Source organism: Paraburkholderia phenoliruptrix, assembly GCF_902859825.1.
Lineage (GTDB): Bacteria > Pseudomonadota > Gammaproteobacteria > Burkholderiales > Burkholderiaceae > Paraburkholderia > Paraburkholderia phenoliruptrix.
Genome location: NZ_CADIKB010000041.1, coordinates 22,815 through 44,198, shown reverse-complemented (window position 1 = coordinate 44,198; position 21,384 = coordinate 22,815). Strand labels below are relative to the sequence as shown.

Below are 21,384 nucleotides of genomic sequence, written 5' to 3'. Positions count from 1 at the left end.
AACCCCGCTACTCGTCTGTAAAACAGACTTTGCTACTCAACGGCAACAGCCGTACCGTTCGAAATAAGCATAGATCAAACAAAGCTTTTGTCACTAACATAATTAACTATCCTGATCATCGGAAGTTCCATCGTGAAGTCGAAGCGTGCACGCCGATGCGCCTCGCTGAATGCGTCCCACACCAGCTCATTCTGCCCGCCGAGCCGGAATCCTGCGTCATATGCCCGCTGGAAGAAGAAACGCGTAAAGGTCCAGTCGCTTCCTTCCGGAAAAACCGACTCGTCGTACGCGCTAAGCGGCACCTCCAGGTCTGCGGCCGAACGGAATCCCTCGAAACGCATTTCCTCAATCATGAAGCGCGACACGATCTGTGAGGTATCGATGCTTTGTCTGAACGACGTCTTGCGGTTCAGGATGCCCGGCTGACCGATCAGAAACGTATACATCCGGACGCCGCGACGTTCCAGCTCGTCCTGCACATCGCGCAGCCATTCGTAGTGTTCAATCTCGAGACGCTGTGCTTCATCGACAAATACGATCAGCGATTTGCCAGACACGCGCTCCACCATTTCGGCCAGCCTGTTATACAGACGGAAGCGCCGCTGCAAGGCCGAGCCGCTGTCAGGCCGATCATGCCTCGCGGCTGCCAGCAGCATGCCGAAGAAGAGGCCTTCCGAGCGGGACGGATTTTGCGGCATGCCGACATGAAGGATGGCGGAACGGGGCAGTTCCTCGCGAAGCAGGCGAACGCAATAGCGGATCGCGTATGTCTTGCCCCATCTCGTATGGCCATAGATGATCGCCCCTGATACGCCGTGTCTGACGCACCGGAGAATGCGCATGTACATCGCGCCTATCGAGGGTGTGGGCACCATGTAGCCCTTGTTGAGCAGGGGATGGGCATCGGGCGCCAGCGGTCGCGTCGTCGGGCGGAGCATCGCGTCAGGAAAACGTGAAGATCCGCGTCAGCCGGATCGACGGCCGCGGACTACCGGGTTGCGTCGCGGCCCGGGTCGCGGGTTGTGATTGCGCTTGCGGCGACATCCGCCCGGGTACCGCCGGTGGGCTCTCGTGGGATTTCGCCCGATCCGTCAGCATGCGGGCGAGGTCGTTCGCACTGCGCTGATGTCTCGCCGCTTCGGTCTTCTTGTACGCAAACCATGCCTCGACCGGATCTTCGCCGTCCCGATACGTAATTTTGCGCTGGTGGATCAGTCTGAAGATCTCCTGCCGCACCCGCAATGAGTGCTGCGAAAAACACCACGGCCGTACAGCGGTCAGCACGCCGAGTTCAGAGCCGTCCATGAAGAAGGCATGCACGTGCCGGATGTCCTTGACATTGAAGTAGATGCGCAGCTGCTGGCCAATCAGCGACGCATTGCTCGACAGGATGCTGCCGGTGTAGCGCACGTATTCGAAGTTGACGTGGGGCCGCTCGCCGCGTTTGACGCTGCCGCGTATCGTCACTACCCGCGCGTCCTGCAGCAGGCACAACGTGCCGCGTCGTTCGGCAGGTAACGTGCGGAGGAGGCTTGAGTCGCGCGCAAGGAAAAAGCGCATCGCTTCGAGCGGGGTACGCCCTCCCAGTCCGGTATGCGGTTCGCCGTTGTAGTCGGCGAGGACCACATCAATCACGTCCTCGAGCTCATCAAGGCTCATCAGCAGCGACAGATCTCCGCCCACATCGTTGAGTGCGCGTTCCACGGACTGCGGCGCCGCGCCAGTCGTCCCGGGCAGGCGATGGGCGAAATGCGCCGCGAGCTGACCAAAGAACCGTTCGACGAATGCACGTTCATTCTTTTCACACAACGGTCCGTTATCGCACCAGCAGCCGACGATGCCGGTCAGGCGCTCGAGCGTTGCCTGCGCGAAGTGTGCCTTTGCGGCGTCGAAGCGCAGCGTATTCCAGCACGCCCACGCGGTCTCTGGCATGGCCTCCGACGGAAACCCACCGCCCGAACGCACGCGCAGTCCGGGAATCCGGAAGGCGCGCGTCGCGTGCGGGGTCAGTGTCGCCTGCAATGCTTCGGCGATATCGTCCTTGTTGTATTCCCGGCCCACGGCGAGGCTGTAGCCTAGCACCGCGCGCGTCGCGACATCCAGCAGCACCAGTATCCAGATCCGGTGCAGTGAGAGAAGGGTTTCGAAGCCAAGCGGATCATCGATTCTGAGCGTGAGACGCAGGTCGATCTTGTGACCGTCGAATTCGACGACGTCCAACGGGTCGACGGCCGGCTTGCGCACATGTTCGCCGGCATCTTCCCAAGCATGCGCGATCTGCGTCGCGCCGGCCGCCTGCGCCGCTGCATCAAAGTGCCGGGTTGCAAGACGCCGCACATGCGTCGCCAGCGATCGCTCACCTAGATACTGCTGGTTGAACGGATAGTCGTGCGCCTCGACGCCGGCCCGCCGGCATTGATCGAGGAAGTCGCGATGCAGGCGGCGAAGGCCGCGCAATACCTCGCGTTGTCCGCCGTTTTTTCGCCGCCGTTCGTCGACCTTTCGTTCGATCCAGTGCGCGATCTCCGGGTAGCGGAACAGAAGCTGGGTGAACGCACCGCTTGTTCCACCCTTGCTGCCGTCACGGGAAAGCGTGACGGCAGCGCTACGCTGATAAGCGCGCGTATGCCTGTACGGTATCAGCGCACGCACGCCGAAGATCCGGCCGTCCTCGTGCATCGTGACGCAGCGCTCGAACAGCCTGTACAGATCGTTGAACCGCAGTCCTGTCACGCGACCGATTTCGCGTAAGGACGTGCGGCCATCGGCAAACAGCGCCATTGCCTGAATACGTCGATGCAACACATCGCGCGCCTCGCTCGACAACGCACCGTCATCGGCGCCCGGCCAGCTGGCGACATCGCGCAGTTCGGCCGGGATCGAGTCCCGGTCGAACCTGAGTTCGCCAAAGGTCATCGTCTTCATGCGCACACCAGTTGGGTCTGTCGGCTGAGTGGCTCGCGGGCAAGCGTCGGACACAGGAGGCTGCCATCCAGCACCAGCATGAAGGCGGCAGACCGCACCAGCGTCCCGCCCAGCGGCAATAACCGCTTTTCGAGTTCGCCCACCGTTGCGCCCTCCCCGCATGCGGCGAACGCACGCTGCTTCATTTCGGCGGTTACGAAAGTGTGATCGGTTGCAACGTGATGAAGTATGGTGGCCTGATTCCGCCTCAGGACATCCACTGGCGCACCTTCTTCCGCACCGACCATGCAAATCTGTATCCCGGTTTTCCGTGCCCACGCATCGAATGCCGCGAATCGCAGGGGTTGTGCCGCGAACGACTTCAGTTCTGAACCGCGTAGTACGATCAGGAAGCGTTCGCCGTCATTACCTCGATGCACCCAGAAATCGACCATCCGTGCAGGCCGGATATCGGGAACGCGAAGCGGGCGTTCGCAGTAAGCGACGACATCGGGATTGAACTCGAGCTGCAGCCAGGCGTTCAAAGTCCGATGACCGAACAGGGTGAGTCGGCGGTCGACTTTGGGTCCATAGACATCGTAGCGATGCGTCCCATAAGGGCGCACATCGTCGATCGCACGGACGAACCGCAGGTTGGTCATCGCCGCCCTCAGTCTTCAAACACAATTACCCAGTTGTAGTACAAAAACGGAAGACGCGACGCGGACACTGCCCGGGCGACGGCCGCGCCGGAGCGCCGGCAGAACACGACGGGATGGAGCATCCTCTACGGACCTCCGCTTGATGCCAAAGCCAGCACGCGCCCAACCCGCTTCGTAACGATTGATACGTTTTACGTTCGAATCAATACAAACTATGTGTTGAGCTCGGTAAATGACCCGCTGCAAACGAAAAACGGGCTTAAGAAATGCATCGCGCCGGCGGACCCGCCCATTTTTGTGAAACATTCCCTTTTAAATTGCCGGAAGTCCATACCACACATGGACTTCCGGGCGAGGCCAGTTCAACGCCGGATGTTTCACGGTCGTCTTGCCTCCCTGCGCTAATATCAGCCGTCGCAAAGCTCGAATGCGGGACTCGCAGCATGGCCATCACCGAAGTTTCCAACATTCAGTTCAGTAGTCCGAAGATTCCAACTTTCACTTCTCCGTGGTCGGAAGTGAATCTGGAAGCGGTCGGGCGGCGGAGGCCGAGAATTCAAGGAGTTGCGCTTCCGGCGGTGCTATCACTTTTGCTTCACCCGACGGCGACGCAACGCTCTTGATCGGCGTCGACGCGAAGTCGCCGCGCTGGGACGACTGGGCACGCCTGACGCACGACATTCCGCACGACTTTGCCGCAGGCGACGTCGAGCTGGTCGAAACGGCCAGCGGTGACGAGCTGCGCTGCCTGCGCGCGCAGCACGCCGACACGCCGGCGTACCGGCCCGGCTTCGTGCTCACGTTCGAGCCCGGCATGCGGGTCTTCCTCTACACGGAGCTGCCGCGCATCGAGCGTGTGACCCACCTGACTGCGGCCCTGCGCGCGGCCGTCGAGCCGCACCTGGGCCGGACACTTGAGCCCCACGCGCGTTCCACGGTGCGCCCGCACGAAGCTGCCGCGCTCATGGCGATCGCCTCGCGCTTGCTGCTGCTAGGCAGTGCGCCGGCCGAGGCGATCCGGTACGCGGTGCTGCTGCACGACCACCGGTGGGCGTTTTCCGACGAAGGGGACGATCCGCAATACGGCGAACTCGGGGCCGTGCTGCGCCGGCCCGAGGTGCTCGCACTGCTGGATGAAGCCACCGCGACATCGACCAGCACCCCGGCATGAGGGTTCCCTCCACCCCGCAACCGTCGGCTGGCCTGGTACGAGCGCTGCGTAATGCGCTCGCGGACCAGCTGCACGACGTCCCCGTATACGCGTCGACCACTGCCAGCCAGCTGGCCGGTTGGGAGCCGGTGCCGGCGGACTGCCACGGCAATGCCGATCGATGGGTGGCGGCGCACCCGGGCGACACGGCCGTGCGCGGCTGGCTGCATGAGCCGCTTGCTGACCAGCCGCACCGGTTCGTCGCGCATTCGCTCGTGCGCACGACGACTGGTGCGCTGGTCGATGTGACGCTCCCCGCGGGCCCGCAGCCGTTGCGTTTTCTGACGCATCCGGGGTCAGACTCTTATTTTTTCTCTTTTCTGCGTTGTCCCCTGCCCTTCCCCGTGCTGGCCGCGCCGGTGGCTGACTTCGACGAATTCCTGATCGTCCCGTTCGACGATGCGTCGGCTGAAGACGGCGGCGGAGGGAACCGGACTGCGGGGTTGCCGGAGGACATCCCATGAGCGCCCGTGATACTTCGCCGATTCGGCGCGAGGGCGGCGGCGCCGGTGGGGTCTCGCGGCCCGCGCCGGCTGCACCCGCCAACCGGCAGGAAAGCCCTGTCCTGCCGCCAGGACTCACCGACGAGGAGATCGTCGCTCGGTGGCTGACGGCCAAGGCGACCGGCCGCGGACGGCTCGCCACCACCACGCTTGCGCAGTACCGGATCGAGGCGGAGCGCCTCTTCTGGTACGCCCGACAGACGGACGTGCCAATTTCCGCGTGGACCCTGGACGACTTTGCCGGCTTCATCGCCTTCCTGCAGGCGCCGGCGCCGTGGGCCATGCGCGCGCGCGCCGTGCGGCGCGGTTCGCCGGACTGGCGGCCGTTCCTCGGGCCGCTCACTGACCGCTCGGCCGGCCAGACCCAGAAGATCGTCACGTCGCTGTTCGAGTGGCTGCGCGACGTCGGTTACCTGAAAATCAACCCTGCGGTCGGCCTGCCGACCGTCGGCCGGCGCGCTCAAGGAAAGCAGGGCCGGTTCGTCCCGCCCGACCTGTGTGCTCTGCTGTGCGAGGCGATCGACAGCCGCGCAGACGACACCCGACAGGAGCAATTGCTCAAGGCACGCGACCGGTTCCTGGTGGAACTGTTCTCGCGCACGGGACTGCGCACCACTGAAGCGGTGAAGTGCCGGATGCAGCACATCGAGATTCACCGGGTTTCCGGGGCGTTGCGTCGGGAGTTCCCGGACGCGCCCGAGTTCCAGTGGCTACTTCACGTGGAGAGCGGCAAGGGCGGCAAGGAACGCTGGGTGCCGTGCAACGAAATCGCCCTGTCGCTGCAGGCGTACCGGCTTGCCTTCGGTCTGCCGCCCGTGCCGGCACCGGATGAGGCCCTCCCACTGGTGCTGTCGGCCCGCCGTACCCGCTTTGGCCAGTGGAAGGGCGTCCGGCACCGCCAGGCGATCTGGGACGTGATCACCGGCCTGCGGGATGAAGCCATCGCGTATGCCCGGGCCACCGGGCGCGACGTCGACGAAAAGGAGCTGAAGCAGTTTGCCGGAGCCTCCACCCACTGGCTGCGGCACAGCTACGCGAAAGGGCTCGCAGAGGCGCTCAAACACGGGCTTGACGCCCGGTCGGCGCTCGAGAACATGGGCCACGCCGATCAACGGACCTTCAACCAGTACGTCGACGACGAGCCGCTGAAGCGCGCGCTGGCGACGCACCTGGCACGCGAACGCGCGACTCGCTAACAGTCGAGGGAACAGTCGACACACCGCGACTATCGGGTGCCGCCGCGCCATGAAGGCCCTTGTCAGCGCGATTGGCGTGGCGGACACTGACGGCACGTAGGGCGCTCACGAACGCCGCTCGCCAGTGCTCCGCCGAAACACGGGGCGTAGCGGCGCGCCAGTCACGAACCATCATTGACGCGGAGTCCCTCGCCGATCCCACGTCGACTCTCGACCGGTTGTGCACTCGCTTGTGTATGGGACTCTTCTGGGCTGACTTCACCCACTTGAAGCAACACCTTAAAGGGGGTCGAGGCAGAAGCCCAGCTGGGTAGAGATATTCATGTGCCGAGTCGTTTGCGCAGACGCAGAGATAGCCTAACCACCGCGGCCACGAGCCTTCAGGGTGCCCAGACCCCCAGTGCCAGATCCGATGCCATCGACAAGAATCTGAGCGCGCGGCAAATAGACGCTCTGGGTGTTCATGGTTCGGCCTAAACGGTCGCGGATTTCTCAGCGGAGCAAGATCCCAAAAGCAGCTTGTCGCGTGGCAGTTTTATTGATGCGCCGAGGGTAGTTTGAATGTGTCAGTAATACTGACACAGCCTCCAAACCGGCCGATCCACAGCTTCAGTTCTGTGCTGCTCGCTAGAGTGTCAGTATTACTGACACCGAGCGTAACCTCGACTGAATATAAAAATGCCCGCTCGAGGCGGGCTTTTCTATGCGGGACACGCCTGACGTTCAGCGAGGCTCACCCTTGTACAGCTCACTAATGAGCTGCCGTATTCGAGTCTCCTGCGCCTCGGTCAAGGACCCGGTCTTGATTTTGACCGTGAAATTGTTGACGTCCTTGGTGATGCTTCCAGCTTGGTCCTTGCCGGCGAAAAACTTCTCAATGAGACGCTCCCGAGCCGCCGTCCCGGTCGCGCGACGTGTGACCATGGCGACAATTGCCGGAGCGAATTTGCCTTGAGCCAATTCGCCTTTCACCACGTCTGGCCACAGTTCTCGCGCTGCCAATTCAGCGTCCGCCCCGTGTTTCTTCAGAGCAGAAACAACCTCCTCAGCAGCGTTGCAGCCGAGAAGACCAGGCTGCAAATCGAGGTCGTTCGTGATGAAATCAGGCAAATTTTGAAACGCGAGAAACTGGTATAGGCCAGTGCGTGACAGGCCAAGTGATTCCGCCAACCGCTTGCGGCTCGGAAACTCAGTCTCAGACCGACGGATGGAGATGGCCACCTCATAGTCAGAAAGGTCGTCCCGTCCCAGATTCTCGACAAGCGCCAAGACAATCATGTCCTGGTCGGAGCATTCGATCACTACTGTCTTGATGTTCTCAAGCCCGAGCATCTTATGTGACCGCCAGCGGCGTTCCCCGGCGACGATCTGGTACGCCGACTCGACGCGCCGAACAACGATGGGCTGCATGAGCCCCACTTCTCGAATCGATTCCGCCAGCTCAGACAGTTTGGCTTCATTGAACACTCGCCGTGGCTGCCAGGGATTCGGGACGATGGCGGAAACAGGCAATTGCGACGACGTGCCCGTCGACTCCAGTTCCTGCACCCTTAATTGCGCGGCCGCCAATGCCCCGGCCATACCCGGCGCGGTCTCTGTGCGACTCGCGCGCCGGCCGGCGTCGGGGGTTCTTTCCGCTGTCGACCGAAGACCGGCGGTCTTGGCCAGCATCTGGTCACGAATATTGCCGTTGCTCATTGTGCTGGCCTCCATTGTTGGACGAACATGTCATCAACCCATTGGCAGTAGTCGACGAGCGGCTGTCTTACCCGCGCCAAGGACTTGGCCTGGCTGTGTGAGCTGCTGATGTCAAATACGGTAGTGAACGCGAGCGCGCCCGAACTCATCACGGAACTAGCTGGAACCTCGAACTGCGACAGCCAGTGCCGGTAAGCGCCCTGCGCCCAAGTGCGTACGACAGGAGCCGCGGAAGTGGTGCTGTAATTCACACGAGTCAGCAAGACGGACACGAAGTCATACTTTTTGTTGGATTCGTATTTGATAAAGGACTTGGCAACGTCGGAGAAAAGCCGCCAAAACGAAAGTGAACTGAAAAAGTCGAGATTCTCCGGGACCATTGGCATCACCATCGCGTCCGCGGCTAACAGAGCATTCAGATTCAGGTACGAAAGAGAAGGCGACGTGTCCAGAATGATGTAGTCGTAGTGCTTGCGCAAAGGCGCAAGCCCGTCGCGCAGCACCTGCCAGAATTTGAAGCCGGGAATCTTCATCTGCATTGCTGGAAGGTGATACTCGGCGCCGACCAGCTCAGTATGAGCAGGGATGATGTCTAGCCCATCCCAATAAGTCTTCTGCACTTTCGCCAGCAGGCCGCCCTCTACCTTCTGGTCATAGATATAAGGGAGCACCGTGTCGTCAGCAAAGACTTCCTTCTCGGCATACAAGCCACACAGCTCCGAAAGGGAAGCTTGGGGGTCGAGGTCAACTACCGCAACCTTTCTCCCGCGCAAGCTCAGCCCTTGGGCGAGACACATAGCTGACGTAGTTTTGGCCGAACCGCCCTTGAGCTGCGAGGTAACGACCACTTTGCCCTCAAAGTCACTCGGACCAACTACGAGCGGCGTCTGGTAAATGTTCGATACCTTCTGCACCCAGTTTCGAGCTTCAACCAATGTGAACAGCCGACTACGGCTTCGGCCAGTGCCCGTGGACTGCCCCTCCGGCAAGACACCGTCCCCCTTCGTTGCAAGGTATTGCACTTGCTGGCGCGTCAGCCCACACAGCTCGGCGACTTCTCCCGTAGTGAACACCGGTGCTTCCTTGCGCGGGCGCGGCGCCAGAATCTGGTCTCGCAATTCAGTTGCATAATCGGTGACGACGTCCGCGAAATCGGAGATTTCCTCAAGCGTCACGGTTCGGTCTATCGGCATCGGTTGACTGACATTGGCCATTTCTGAGTTTTCCCTGGAAATTGAAGCTAAACGGAGAATACAGGAAAAACGCAAAAACATGCTTGTTTCATCGCCTGAAATCTGAAGAGTCGCGCCTAAGCCACTGTTTTCTATATGTTCATCGCCCAGCCCCAGCGGCAGACAGCGAATGAGTCACCGCCGCTACCGGTACAAAATCTCTCACCTTTGACAAGCTACACGAGCCGAGGTGAGCGTATTCCGGTCGAGATGTAAGAAACGACGTAATCAGGCTGCTGCCGTAGTTGGGAAAAATCAGACATGTCCAGGCAGGAAAGCGGGCCTGCGCCACGAGAATCGCGGCTCGACACCGTGTACATCTCACATTCGCCTTTCACTAACCACGAACCAGAGCTATAGGTGAGAGATTGTGTACTCGGTTTGTCCGGTTTCCCATGTACCAGCTTATTGGGCACAAAGTCTCTCACCCTACCGATGCACGAAGGCTCCCCACGGAAGCGCACTTCCATTGGCCATCGGCGGTCCACTGAATAGGTGGGAGATTCTGTACCGTACGCTCCTCGCGCAATCTCAAAGCTAGGCCACGCGTACAAAATCTCTCACCTTTCGTAGAGCAACTGCAGCTACGTCCGTGCGGCATCTGTTTTGACTGTTTCGGCCTCACTGCCAGCTTGACGACGCCCACTTTCATCCGCGTCACGCGCTTTCAATCTCTTCGGGGCGGATTCCCCGGTACTTGCGACGTAGGCCGATCGAAGATCGGCAGTTGGGAAAGCCGCAGTTCAAACCGCGCCCCTTGGGGCAGGGAGCTTGATTCGCGCGATGAGCTGCGCACCGGTTTGTAGGTTGTTTTATAAAAAAACCGACCTACAAACTAACAGGGAAAATCAGAATCCTTTAATATCAATAGGTTAAGGCGTGTAGGGTGAGAGTTGATGTGTCACAGGTGAGAGAAAATGTACCTCTCAGGTGAGAAATCTGAAGGGTAAAAGTGAGACTCGTTGGACCGGGAGGTGAGAGAAGGTGCCATAGCCGGTCCTGAGGTGAGAGATTTGGCGGCAGGTCTGTGGATAAACGGGCGGAACCCCGGCCGCACAGAGGTTTGGGCGCCACGTGTCTGAATTGGCGGTGAGACTTGTTGTACGGAAGGTGAGAGATGTTGTACCTGCGGTCGTCAACGGCGCGAAAGGTGAGACGCATCCATTGACATCTCACCTTTATATGCTTAGAGTCTGCTGAAATTTTGGCATAAGAATAGCTGCATTTTTCAGGGAACAGGCATGGCCAGCAGCGTCGAACGGCGAGTGACCCCGCTTCAATATGCGCTTGACCTTTTCGTCGAAATGGCGCCGACACGCGGGTCTATCAATGAGGCCGTCTCTGACAAGGATATCGGCTATCAAAAGAACCGGGTCTTTGCTCGCATTATTGGCCTCGGTCTATCCGCTAGGCGTTTCGTCGACGCCGCCTACTTTATCGTCGCGCAGGACCCTGAAATCCAGGAAGCCTACGATGTCACGCTCAGCTTTTTCAAATGGCTGATGCGCTATGACAGTAAAAACAAGAAGCATTTTTCCAGCGTCATTCGTAGCGTCAAATCTTCCATGCTCGAAGTGACAAGCGCCCCAGTCGTGTCAGTCGATTCGGCTGGACGGATGGTGGAAGAGTCCGTTGAAAGCGGTGGCGAAAAGGGCAGGGCAGCCGATGATGAGGCGGATGACCAAGACTTGGTGGTCGAGAATGAGGATGGCGACTGGCTTGAGCTGATAGGCCGCGTCAGTGTCAGAAATGGTCGGATTCGATTCAGGGTGCCGGTTGAGCTGCAACGCCTCATCAAGGACCCCGAGAACTCTTACTGGACTAGCCTGTTAATCACCTCGAGATTTACGCTCATCTATGCGCGCGCAATCTACGACCATGTCCTGCCATTTGTTCCGAATGCGGTAACGGAGTGGCTGCCGCTGGACCTCGTTAGAAACCTGCCCGGAAAGTCATGGGCAAACAACGCTGAATTCAAATACTTCAAGCGCGATTACCTAGAGCCAGCCGTGAGCCAAATCAACGAGCTGTCTGACATCGAGCTGTCGTATGAAACCCGGGCAGGGACACCGGGTTCGCGAAAGAAAGACCAGATTCGCTTTAGGCTCAAGCGCAAGGAGGCAGCTGTGGCCTCCAAGGCGGATATGCTCAATTCAGTAGCGCTTTTCATGACGCTGCAGAAGGAATTCGCTCTGTCCGAAAAACAGTTTGAGACAATCGCGCAGAACCGGGCAGTGTGGACCGATGAGCGCATTCAACAGGCCATCGAATACACCCGGTGGAGAATCCGACAGGGCGACAAGATTAAAACGGCTGCGGGGTACATGATGAAAGCCCTTTCGGACAACTACCGAGTGTCCGAAGCCGATAAGCAGGTTGAGTTGATTCAGGCTCAACTGGTTGACGCGGCGTCGGTTCAACAGGAGTCCAAGTCCGACATTCAAAAAGCTGTAGCGGCCAACTTGGCGGCAGCTAACGCCGCAGCCGAACAGCGTCGACACGAAGAGATTCGCCTCGCGCGCGAATACTTTGACACGGCAGACAAGAAGAAACGGGAGGACCTTGTCCGCAAGTTTGTCGCATCGAGCACGATGGGACTCCGGGCAATTGAACGTCAGAAGCTTAAACCTGCCCAGGTAACAGAGGCGAACATCCTGACCTTTCCGGATATCGCCAATACGTTTGGCTCCTTTGTCGCCGGCGAACTTAGAAAAGCCGGACGTGTGCAACGCAAGTAGACGTAAAGGCGCACTACCCGCTCCTCCCACTGTGAGTCATCGACGACGAGTAGCTTGCCACATTTCCTGAAAGGCCCGTCAGTCCGGGACATAGACGCCCCCTCATCCCGGTGTACATGCCGGACACGACGGTCCTTCATCCGAAGCTCACGTATTTGCCGGGCACAGAACGACCATCTGGTGGTGTCGAGCGCAAATCTGACGCTCGCCGGCCAGGGTAAGAACCTCGAGATGCCTGACGTCGTCGGCTCATGCCGCTAGGCCGGCGTGTTCGCCGGTTTCGTCGAGGCGCTCACACGCGAGCAAAAATTTTCTTCGACAACCTCTACAGTTCTGCAAGGTTCCTGGCGCGGGTCTCGGGACGCCAGTGAAGACGCTTCGACCGCTGCTTGAAAAGTGTGCAACTACTGTATATATTAACAGTATGTTCATTCATACAGCAACGAGGACCAGCATGGAACATCTGGTGCGTGTGCAGAACGAATATGACCGACAGACCCTGGCGTGGCTGCGTGAACGGGTAGGTGATAGCGCAATTGCGAAAGCGGCGCAGGACTGGACCGGACCGGGCAAGCCTTGGCTGTCCGTGATCTGCCGTCAGCTTGGCGTGACTCCGCCACCGGCCGCGGTCTGGCGGGCGCCTGGCGCCCCAGGCCGAGGCGAGGTGGGCGAGCAACATCTCGCGGCCATCCGGCAGATTCTGGCGCAACCCCGTCAGCACACGATCCGTCCGTAATCGCCCCGCATCTTTGGTGGCCAGACGGCGAATCCCAGTCGTTGTTGGCCATGGCTGGCGACCGATGATCGCGCAAGGCGCACGGACCCGTCCAGGTGTGACGACACCGCCTAAGTGGCAGGCGCCGGGCAGGCTGTCCGCGCCCCCGCGTTTCTGTCACCGGGTTTTCGGGTTGTGTGTTAACGAAAAACCGTTCGCACGTCAGCAATCGTTAGCGGAAAAGCGCTCGCACATCAGGGATTGAGGAGCAGCTCCTGTATTCCCGGTTGCGGTGTTAACGGCTGTCGGGCCGGAGCTCAGGAGTTTCCCAAAGGGACGTCTCCTATCCGAGGCTGGCCCTTGCGCCGTCGGCGTCCGAGCGCGCGCAGCGTGACAGCAACCCGGCGAACCCATTCCGATAGCAGTCCTGCAACTGCCCTGTGTCGCGAACCTGCTCACGCACATATTGCCAGCCGCTGTAACGGCAAGTTATCGCGGCAGGGCTCGCAACTTCCAGGCGCGTGCGTAAGGCGAAGGCCAGCACCACACCGCATCGTTTCAATATCGCGGATCACACGGCTGACTGATCAAAGTCCAGCGGCGATTGCACCGGCCCGGATCACACGACGCCGTCATTGATCGGAACCACTCAAACCGATCGCGGCCGTAGTGGCGCTCCTCTGGTCTCCAACGACCGTCTCGTCCCACGCGCGCAGGGGTTTGGCACAGACCACCCGGGCGGTGCACACATGATCGCCATCAAAGTTCTCCATCGACAACCTGCTGCCGGTCATTCCCAATCGCGTGTAAAAACCTCGTGATGAAATAATTTACCTTTTGGCGATTCCACTATGATCGACGCGAACACCTGATCTGCCCACGTGAGCTCGCGTCGTGCGAGCACTTCAGGGCGAAACCCGTTCTCGTTCCGGAGTCATCGATGGGCAACAAAGCGGCCATCTCACGCAGGTCCTGGAGGCATCCGCTCGCGGCCTGCACATGCGTCGCGATTTTCATCGCTCCCGCAGCGGCTGAATCTGCAGGGGCGATGCCGCTCATTGCGTCAACGCAGACCGGATCGTCATCGGCAACCCGCGCAGTGAACGCCACGCTCTCGGCCGACGCGATGTTCCGTTTCGGTTCGTCCACGCTGTCGGCAACCGGTACCTCGAGCCTGGCGACACTGTTCGATTCTCTCGGTGGCACAAGCCGCATTACCCATCTAAGCGTCGTGGGTCACACAGACGCGATCGGAACCGCAGCGTATAACGAGCGGCTTTCCGTGGCGCGCGCGAATTCCGTTCGTACATTTTTTATCCGGCAGGGTGTTCCAGCAGACTCGATCGACACAAGCGGAGTAGGGGACACGTCGCCCGTCACGACGAACTGTCCTCGCGCCCAAACGGCCGAGGCGATCAGGTGCCATGCTCCGGATCGCAGGGTCGAGCTCCGGGCGATTGTGCGAGGGGACTCCCCCGCAGTCTCGTCAGATGCAGGCTTCATCGATCTGCATGCCGGCACCCCGATACCTGCAGGCGCAGCATCTGGCGCAATCCAGATCGCTGCACTTCATCCGACATCGCCAAACGTCGAACCATCAACACCCGCTGTTGCCCACGCTCCATCTGTGCAGATATCGCCGGCACCAGCCGCCGAAAAACCGCAACCCATCTCGCAACGTCTACCGGATACAGCTGCGATGGATCACGTCGACCACCCTGCAGACCTTGGGTCCAGCGTGCATGAAACCAATCCCCAACCCATACAGATCGCTCCAGCCATGCCGGTCGCGACGCCTGCTGTCGTCCCGGAGAACGTTCAGCCGTTTGAGCTGAAAGCCGGGTTGCCGCTCGAGGACCAGATCCTGGAATGGGCACGGCGCTCGCACTGGGCGGTGCTGTGGAACATTCCCGGTAACTGGACAGCCCCAAACAACGCCTCCTTCGGCGGGAGCTTCGAACAGGCCGCCATCCAGGTATTCGAACAGATGGGAGACAACGGCGCTGATATCTGGGTGGACGTATGGGAGGGGAACAACACCATCATCGTCACGCCGACGGGCTCACAAGGAGCGCAGCAATGAGACTTTCCTCAGCCCACTTGATGGCAACGAGTGCGATCGCACTCGCGTGTTCGCAGTTTGCTGGCTGTGCCATCCGTGACGTACACGATCAGCAAGCGTCGATCGCCGCGACCACGCAAGCCAAAATCGATGCACCGCAGAACGGGCGCCCCGTTGTCGTGATTCACAAGGGCTCCTGGCTGCTTGGCGAGCAGGTCCCTGCAAGCAAGCCGCAACCGTCGATCTACAACAAGACCGTCTCCTACAACAGCAGTAGTGACGCAGGTGATCCAACGTTGTCGGATATCGCCAACTGGATCGCGAAAAAGGTCGGTGTTCGCGTCGAGATCGATGAGTCGGTCAGCGCCGGTGTGCCGGGTAACTCGGTGTCTCAGGGCGCTAGCGCCCGCCTGATCGGAGCGATTCCTGCTCCAGGCATGCAGGGCAGAGGGGTTCCGGATCTGACAGCTGCGCTGCCCGGTTCAACGCCGAGTCCGCATGAAGCCGTCAGTTCCGGCCCCTGGAAATTCACCGGCGAATTCGGAGATTTTCTGAATGTCGTCGACACCCGCTATAAGGTCTGGTCGCGATACAAGGACGCCACACTCACGTTTTTCCGGCGCGAAACGCGAACGTTCACCATCGCGAGCCTGCCCAAGGCCAGCAGCATGACCGGGTCGATCTCGACCGGCGACTCGAGCAATTCGGGAGGCGCGCCGACGATCATGGGGGGCAGCGGATCCTCGTCATCGACGACCGGCAGCTCGGGTTCCAGTGTGCCTGCTCAATCGGGCAGCGGTGGTCAAACTTCGGCGGAAACGCTCATCATCGATCCGTGGCAAACCTTTCAGGAGTCCGCACAGGCTGTTGCAGGACCTGGGGCAGTGGTACATGCCGACCGGAATTTGAGCCTCCTCACAGTAACCGGAAGCCCACCCCAATGTGATCGTCTTGCCGCTTGGGTGAAGAACGACATCAACGCGACGTTCGGCAAGAATATCGCGATCGAAGTGCGCCTCTATCAGGTACAACGCACGAGAGAGGATAACTACGGTTGGAGCCTCTCGCTTGCGTACAAGAGCGGAAGCGGCCACACCGGCGTCACCGTCACTGGCGCTCCGGCCCCGACGGTTCTCGGGACAACTTCACCGATGACCTTTGGCGCAAGCATTATCGGAGGCTCGCTGAGCGGTACCCAGGGCGCCGTACAGGCGCTGTCCACGCTCGGCAACGTTGCGGCTGTCTTTGGAACTGGTGGCGTCACGCAGAATGGCCGTTCAATCGCCTTGCAGGACGCAGAGCAGCAGGATCACGTCACGTCGAATCAGTCCACGCTCGTTGCTTCGGTCGGTGCGACCAACAGCACGCAGGTAAGCACGATGGTCTCGGGCTTCACGGGCACGTTTACCCCGAAGATCATCGACGGCCGGATCGTGATCTCATTCCAGCTGACCCTCACGGACAAGCCAACCTTCACGGTGTTTCCGCCGCAATCGGCATCCAGCAGCAGTTCCAGCGGCACGACTACTTCGTCGGTTCAGCTGGCAGACCGCCACATCGACACCCTCCATCAGGACGTCAACCTGAAGCCCGGCGAATCCCTGGTGCTGACCGGTCTTCGCCAGCAGACCCTAACGTCGACGAATAACGGCGTTGGCTCCCCCTCGTTGCCCTTTCTCGGTGGGGGCGTCGATGCGCAAAACAACGACACGATGCTCGCCGTTGTCATTACGGCGCGTCTGATGTGAGGCAAACGATGATGAAACTGTCACGCGCGCTGTTTGTGATCCTCATGGCATGCCTGCCACTTGTGACCTTCGCCGCACCGGACTCCGGAGCTTCGGAGTCCGGTGTTTCCGAATCTGATGAGTCGACAAATCTGCAGAAAGAGGCAGTCCGCTGGAAAAAGCTGGCAGAAATCGCGAGGTACAAGGCTGACGTTGCCGCCGCCGATGAGCGCGCGCGCAAGGCCCTGACTGACGAACCGGCGCAGGGATCGAGCGCGGCGCCGACGCCGGCTCCTGCGCAGGCGACGCCGCCGGTCCAGTCAATCTTCCACCGTGATGGATTCGAATTGCACTTTACGGGTGCCTTCAATGGTCACTGGGAGGCCGATATGACCGTTGACGGCCGTCGGCTCCCGAATGTCGAGGTTGGCGACGTCGTGGGAAACGGCTGGAAGGTGAGCGCCATTACCGATAGCAACGTAGAGCTCGCGAAGGGGTCCGGCGTTGGCAGACAAACGCGGGTCGTGGGGTTCTAGGATGGCCCAGACGCTTGCGATACCTGGCATCAAGGGCGAGTTTGCGGCCGGACTTTCATGGCGCACGGAGACACGTTGGCCGAAGCCCGACGCGCTTCGCGCCTGGTCAGTGCGGGGTGGACGGTGGGGACTGGTCTACAAGACGGGGGAAGGTCGTACCCAGGTGGGACTCTGCGCACCGATCGCCGGCTTCGACAGGCCAGGCAAACTGCGCTCGCTCGCCGCTTCTGTCGCAAGTCAACGTGTAGCGCCGTGGCGCGCCGTCTATGACCTGGGCGATGGTCGCTTCTGGTACATCGCGGTACGCGACCGCAAGGCGATCATCCCCGATGGCGATCAGATCGGCACGAAAAGCGATATCGATCGTGTCTGGAATTCTCACAGCAAGCTTGGCAACTGGAATGAGGTTTCGGAGGGGACGGTTGAGGACATCGTGGACATGGTCCTGGCAGCGTCAACCATGCCCAGTCTTCGTGATCTCCAGTCCAGGCCATGGTTCTCCGCGGTCAAGCTTGCTGTTGTAGGGGCAGCTGCCGCGTTGCTGGCAACCGCCGCCGTGTGGGGAGTGCGCAAGGGACTGGCGTACATACGCCACACTGGTCAGGCTGCAACGCACGGCGTCGCGCTAAGCGTCCCGCGACGTCCGGCGGTTTCCGAAGCGCTCGCGCATCCATGGGCCCACGAGCCGGCACCATCAGCAGCGTTTGATGCATGCCATCGTGCGTGGAGCACACAGGCGCTCTCTGACCCCGGGTGGCCACTGACATCATGGAGCTGCTCGGTCACGCACGACGGCATATCGGTAGCAGCCGGTTGGCTACGGGAGGATGGTCTCGCTACCGATGCCCCGGGTGTCCTCGCCCAGGATGGCCAGTCCGCGAGCGCGTCGACGGTCATTGCGGTCCGTTTTGAGGGAGCCTCGGCCCCGCCCGACGCGACGCGCCTCGCGAGCCGCAAGATGGCGGCGTTTGCCCAATCGCGCGGGTTCCCCATCACGTTCGATGGCACTGGCCAACCAGCGCTTCCGGGCGCTGCACCGTCCGCATCGACCAGCTCTGCATGGACGTCATCGAATGTCACTCTCGAAGTTCCGTGGGCACCGTGGCTCGATCTGAAACAAGCCTTCGATAACGTCGACGGCTTGCGGATCAGATCCATCTCCTGGCAATCCGCGACGGAAACATGGACGGTCGCCGGCACGCTCTACGGACTGAACCGCACGCCTTCATCTGCCCATGGCGATATCCGTCCAGTAGCAGAGCGCTCGCAGCAGCTGACCATTCAGGCACAGGCACACCATGGCAATCCTTGAAGCTCTTCGGATGCGCATCACGCGCGGGATTACGTTCGTATCCGATGGCCACGCGCCGTCGGACGCAGAGTCCGCGACGGGTGCGGCGAACCGCGTTACCTTGCCGGCACCGCCGGATGTGGTGGAAAAGCATGTGATCTATCCGTCGACGATCGGGCGGCCGTTCGGTGAAATCGCCGTAGGTCTTGGGCTGCTAACCCAGGCTCAGGTCAATGAGCTGCTGAGAACGCAGGAAAAGTATCTGGTTCGCGGCGAGCAGAAGCACATTGGGGACGTGGCCGTCGAGTCGACGATGCTTCGCAGGGAAGACGTGGAGCGGGTGCTGGCCGAGCAGGCTGCGGTGATCTACGTTGACGTCCGATCAGAAGGCTCTCCGGACTTTCTCACCTGGATGAGCGATGTGCGTGCCCAGATTCCGTCCGCGAAGGTTGTTCCACTTCCCGCACAGCAACTGCAGGAAATGCGGCAGGAGCGCAGCCAGTTTGTTCGCAAGGACGCGACAGACCAGCCGAACCTCAACATCGCGCACAACCTGTATGAGAATTGCGCGAAGGCACGGGGTACCGATCTCCATCTGCTGATTCACGAGAACCACGCCGAGGTCCAGCTTCGCATCAACGGGGATCTGTGGAAGATCCAGAACCTTAGTATGACGAACGAGGATGGCGTGGCACTTGCTCGCGCCATGTACATCGGCGCGGCAAAAACCAATGAAGGCAGTTTCATCCCTCACGAGTTTCAGGACGCGCAGATCAAAGGGGACTGGCTGCCCGGTACCGGTGTGACGAGTATCCGTATCATTCGCGGCCCGGCCTACCCGGTCGACGCCGACGCGGGCTTTCTGGTGGCGCGGCTGCAGTATTCAGATCTGCAGCCAACCGGAAAGGCGCCCGAACACAATCTGATCCTGACTGTGCCCGCACGTCCAGAGGAAGAAGTCAGATTTAGCGGTTTCACGGACAGGCAGGTTGAGCTGCTGAATCGCATCGTCAGACTGCCCGGCGGCATTTTCATCAGTACGGGTCCTGTCAACACCGGCAAGAGCACGACGCAGTATCTCCTGATGATGCTTCATGCGCAGCTCTTTCCTCACAAGCGGCAGGTCACCTTCGAGAATCCGCCCGAGTATCCGAAACCGTGGGCACTGGTTCTTGACGCCAAGGGACACCCATTTTCCTATCTGCTTGAAGAGTCCCTCCGTATGGACCCGGACCTGCTTCTCATCGGCGAGTGGCGCAACGCTGACGAATGCATGATGACGATCCAGGCCTCCCTGGCTGGACGCTTGTGCCTGACGACAGCACACGTTGAAGACCCGTACGAAACGTTTCTGCGGATGGAAACGCTGGATCACGAGCGACTGAACAAGGCAGTTATCTGCAATCACAACATTGTGCGGGCGCTTATGGCCCAGCGTCTCGTGCAGCAGCTCTGCCCTGATTGCAGACAGCCAATGGACCGATCTGATCGCGATGTTCCGAGGTATATCCGGGACGCGATTGGATCGTGGCAGAACCATTCGAAGGGGCGGTTGAGCGAAGTGTGCGTTCGAGGCAAGGGCTGCCCGACATGCAATAGCACAGGCATCGTAGGACGTTTGCCGGTCGCGGAGATCGTGATGACGTCAGAGGAACTGATGACGGACCTTAAGGACCGTGGAACGGGGACCGCACGCCGTAATCACCGCCTCAAACCGGATTCCGACCGTTCGATGCTCGCACATGCAATGGAGCGCGTGCTGGCCGGCGAGGTCGATCCGATAGACGCTCATGTAGCCGTCGGAATGCAAGAATGGGCGGAGGGCGCATGAAGAAAGCGATGGACTGGCCGCTGCGCAAGCAACTCTACGAGCAGGCAGCGAACGACCTCGAAAACAAGCGGGGCATTGCCGAGAGTCTGTTCGATTTTCATTCGCGACTGGTACAGAAAAAGAAGGTGGGGGAGGCGGATGTTGTAGAGAAGGTCTACAGGATGGTCGACGACGGCACCATGCTGGCCAACGCGTTCGACCAATCCGGCACCGCACTGACAGACATCGAGCGCGGACTACTCGCCGGTGGGGAGAAAGCGGGGCGACTGGCTGTCGCCATGCGACTCATCCTTGATGTGCGGGGTGTGACGTCCAACCTGCAGCTCAAGCTGCTTGCTGCGATGTTTACGCCGGCAGTCTATGTCGTCGGCCTCTACTTGACGCTGTTTATCGTCGGCTTCTGGGTCACCCCTGCTTTCGAGGGATCCCTGCCCGGGTCCAGGTGGACTGGATGGGCCTACGTGCTCTATTTGATGGGCGAGTTGGCCGTCGGCCCGATCGCTCCAGTATTTGCTGTCTTGTCAGCCATCACAGCGACGATCACGGCCAAGGCGTTGCCTCGATGGACTGGAAGTCGGCGGGAGTTTTTCGACCGGCACATTTTTCCCTTCAATGTGTACCGGCAGGTTGAGGGGCTCGCATGGGTTCTAGCGTTCGCTGCGATGAGAACGGCTGACATCGGGGAGAGGGAAGCGCTCTCGAACCAGATCCAGTATGCGTCGCCGTGGCTGGCATCACGTCTTCGCCCTATCCGGGCGGGTCTCACCGGACATGGCGTGGATCTGGCGAAGGCCATGAGCCGCAGTGGCCATCAGTTCCCGTCTATCGACATGATCGGGGAAATCGCCGCATATGTCCGCTATGCAAATTTCGCCGAAGTGATCGACAAGACCGCACGCGCATACATCAAGAGGCTCGAGCGCACCTTGATCGTCAAGGCGGTCGTCTACGGCGTTTTGTTTCAACTTCTGACGTTCGCCATCGGCGTGGTCATCCAGCTCGGCAGCACTTCCGTTACCGCGCAGCTTGCCACCGGCCTGCACCTTTAAAACACGATTTACCTTCCAATAGAAAGAGGA

The 21,384-nt window shown here is 60.3% G+C and carries 16 protein-coding genes; 11 read left to right on the top strand and 5 right to left on the bottom strand.

Annotation, left to right across the window (positions count from 1 at the left end):
• Positions 1-74 precede the first annotated feature (74 nt).
• The 3 genes from HV711_RS27640 to HV711_RS33620 are packed head-to-tail and all read right to left on the bottom strand — an operon-like array spanning position 75 to position 3,566.
• On the bottom strand, positions 75-938 hold the full coding sequence (locus HV711_RS27640) for an AAA family ATPase (protein ID WP_082201478.1): 864 nt from the start codon (positions 936-938) through the stop codon (positions 75-77).
• A gap of 4 nt (positions 939-942) precedes the next feature.
• Positions 943-2,916 (bottom strand): integrase core domain-containing protein, encoded by a 1,974-nt coding sequence (locus tag HV711_RS27635; RefSeq protein ID WP_254604911.1) that lies wholly within the window; start codon positions 2,914-2,916, stop codon positions 943-945.
• Positions 2,917-2,921: 5 nt separating this feature from the next.
• A complete protein-coding gene (locus tag HV711_RS33620) occupies positions 2,922-3,566 on the bottom strand; it encodes a hypothetical protein (protein WP_035481685.1) in 645 nt (214 codons plus the stop codon).
• A gap of 619 nt (positions 3,567-4,185) precedes the next feature.
• Between HV711_RS33620 and HV711_RS27630 the strand changes: the two genes are divergently transcribed.
• Genes HV711_RS27630 through HV711_RS27620 form a run of 3 tightly spaced genes read left to right on the top strand, consistent with a single transcriptional unit; the run spans position 4,186 to position 6,475 of the window.
• Positions 4,186-4,737 carry a hypothetical protein gene (locus HV711_RS27630; RefSeq protein ID WP_051224310.1) on the top strand — a complete coding sequence of 184 codons (552 nt, stop codon included), beginning with the start codon at positions 4,186-4,188 and terminating at the stop codon, positions 4,735-4,737.
• Positions 4,734-5,240: a hypothetical protein gene (locus tag HV711_RS27625; protein WP_035481683.1), complete on the top strand. Its 507-nt coding sequence runs from the start codon at positions 4,734-4,736 to the stop codon at positions 5,238-5,240. The genes HV711_RS27630 and HV711_RS27625 overlap by 4 nt, the downstream gene beginning before the upstream one ends.
• Positions 5,237-6,475: a tyrosine-type recombinase/integrase gene (locus HV711_RS27620; RefSeq protein WP_035481681.1), complete on the top strand. Its 1,239-nt coding sequence runs from the start codon at positions 5,237-5,239 to the stop codon at positions 6,473-6,475. The genes HV711_RS27625 and HV711_RS27620 overlap by 4 nt, the downstream gene beginning before the upstream one ends.
• A 723-nt stretch (positions 6,476-7,198) precedes the next feature.
• On the opposite strand, the gene HV711_RS27615 is transcribed toward HV711_RS27620, so the two are convergent.
• A complete protein-coding gene (locus tag HV711_RS27615; RefSeq protein ID WP_035481678.1) occupies positions 7,199-8,173 on the bottom strand; it encodes a ParB/RepB/Spo0J family partition protein in 975 nt (324 codons plus the stop codon).
• Entirely contained in the window at positions 8,170-9,387 is a 1,218-nt protein-coding gene (locus HV711_RS27610) for an AAA family ATPase (RefSeq protein ID WP_035481676.1), read from the bottom strand. Before HV711_RS27610 ends, HV711_RS27615 begins: the two co-directional genes overlap by 4 nt.
• A 1,259-nt stretch (positions 9,388-10,646) precedes the next feature.
• On the opposite strand from HV711_RS27610, the gene HV711_RS27605 reads away from it, so the two are divergent.
• The 8 genes from HV711_RS27605 (at position 10,647) to HV711_RS27570 (ending at position 21,354) form a co-directional block, all read left to right on the top strand.
• Complete coding sequence (locus tag HV711_RS27605; RefSeq protein WP_035481674.1) at positions 10,647-12,143, top strand: replication initiation protein; 1,497 nt, start codon at positions 10,647-10,649, stop codon at positions 12,141-12,143.
• 454 nt (positions 12,144-12,597) lie between these two features.
• Entirely contained in the window at positions 12,598-12,879 is a 282-nt protein-coding gene (locus HV711_RS27600) for a CppA family protein (protein WP_035481672.1), read from the top strand.
• A gap of 919 nt (positions 12,880-13,798) precedes the next feature.
• Complete coding sequence (locus tag HV711_RS27595) at positions 13,799-14,941, top strand: TcpQ domain-containing protein (protein ID WP_082201477.1); 1,143 nt, start codon at positions 13,799-13,801, stop codon at positions 14,939-14,941.
• A complete protein-coding gene (locus HV711_RS27590) occupies positions 14,938-16,668 on the top strand; it encodes a hypothetical protein (protein ID WP_035481668.1) in 1,731 nt (576 codons plus the stop codon). The genes HV711_RS27595 and HV711_RS27590 overlap by 4 nt, the downstream gene beginning before the upstream one ends.
• Before the next feature lie 8 nt (positions 16,669-16,676).
• Entirely contained in the window at positions 16,677-17,183 is a 507-nt protein-coding gene (locus tag HV711_RS27585) for a hypothetical protein (RefSeq protein WP_175145380.1), read from the top strand.
• Between the two features lies 1 nt (position 17,184).
• Positions 17,185-18,495, top strand: a complete 1,311-nt coding sequence (gene pilO2 / locus HV711_RS27580; protein ID WP_035481665.1) for a type 4b pilus protein PilO2 — start codon at positions 17,185-17,187, stop codon at positions 18,493-18,495.
• Positions 18,482-20,305 carry an ATPase, T2SS/T4P/T4SS family gene (locus HV711_RS27575; protein ID WP_051224302.1) on the top strand — a complete coding sequence of 608 codons (1,824 nt, stop codon included), beginning with the start codon at positions 18,482-18,484 and terminating at the stop codon, positions 20,303-20,305. Before pilO2 ends, HV711_RS27575 begins: the two co-directional genes overlap by 14 nt.
• On the top strand, positions 20,302-21,354 hold the full coding sequence (locus tag HV711_RS27570) for a type II secretion system F family protein (protein ID WP_175145378.1): 1,053 nt from the start codon (positions 20,302-20,304) through the stop codon (positions 21,352-21,354). The genes HV711_RS27575 and HV711_RS27570 overlap by 4 nt, the downstream gene beginning before the upstream one ends.
• Positions 21,355-21,384 lie beyond the last annotated feature (30 nt).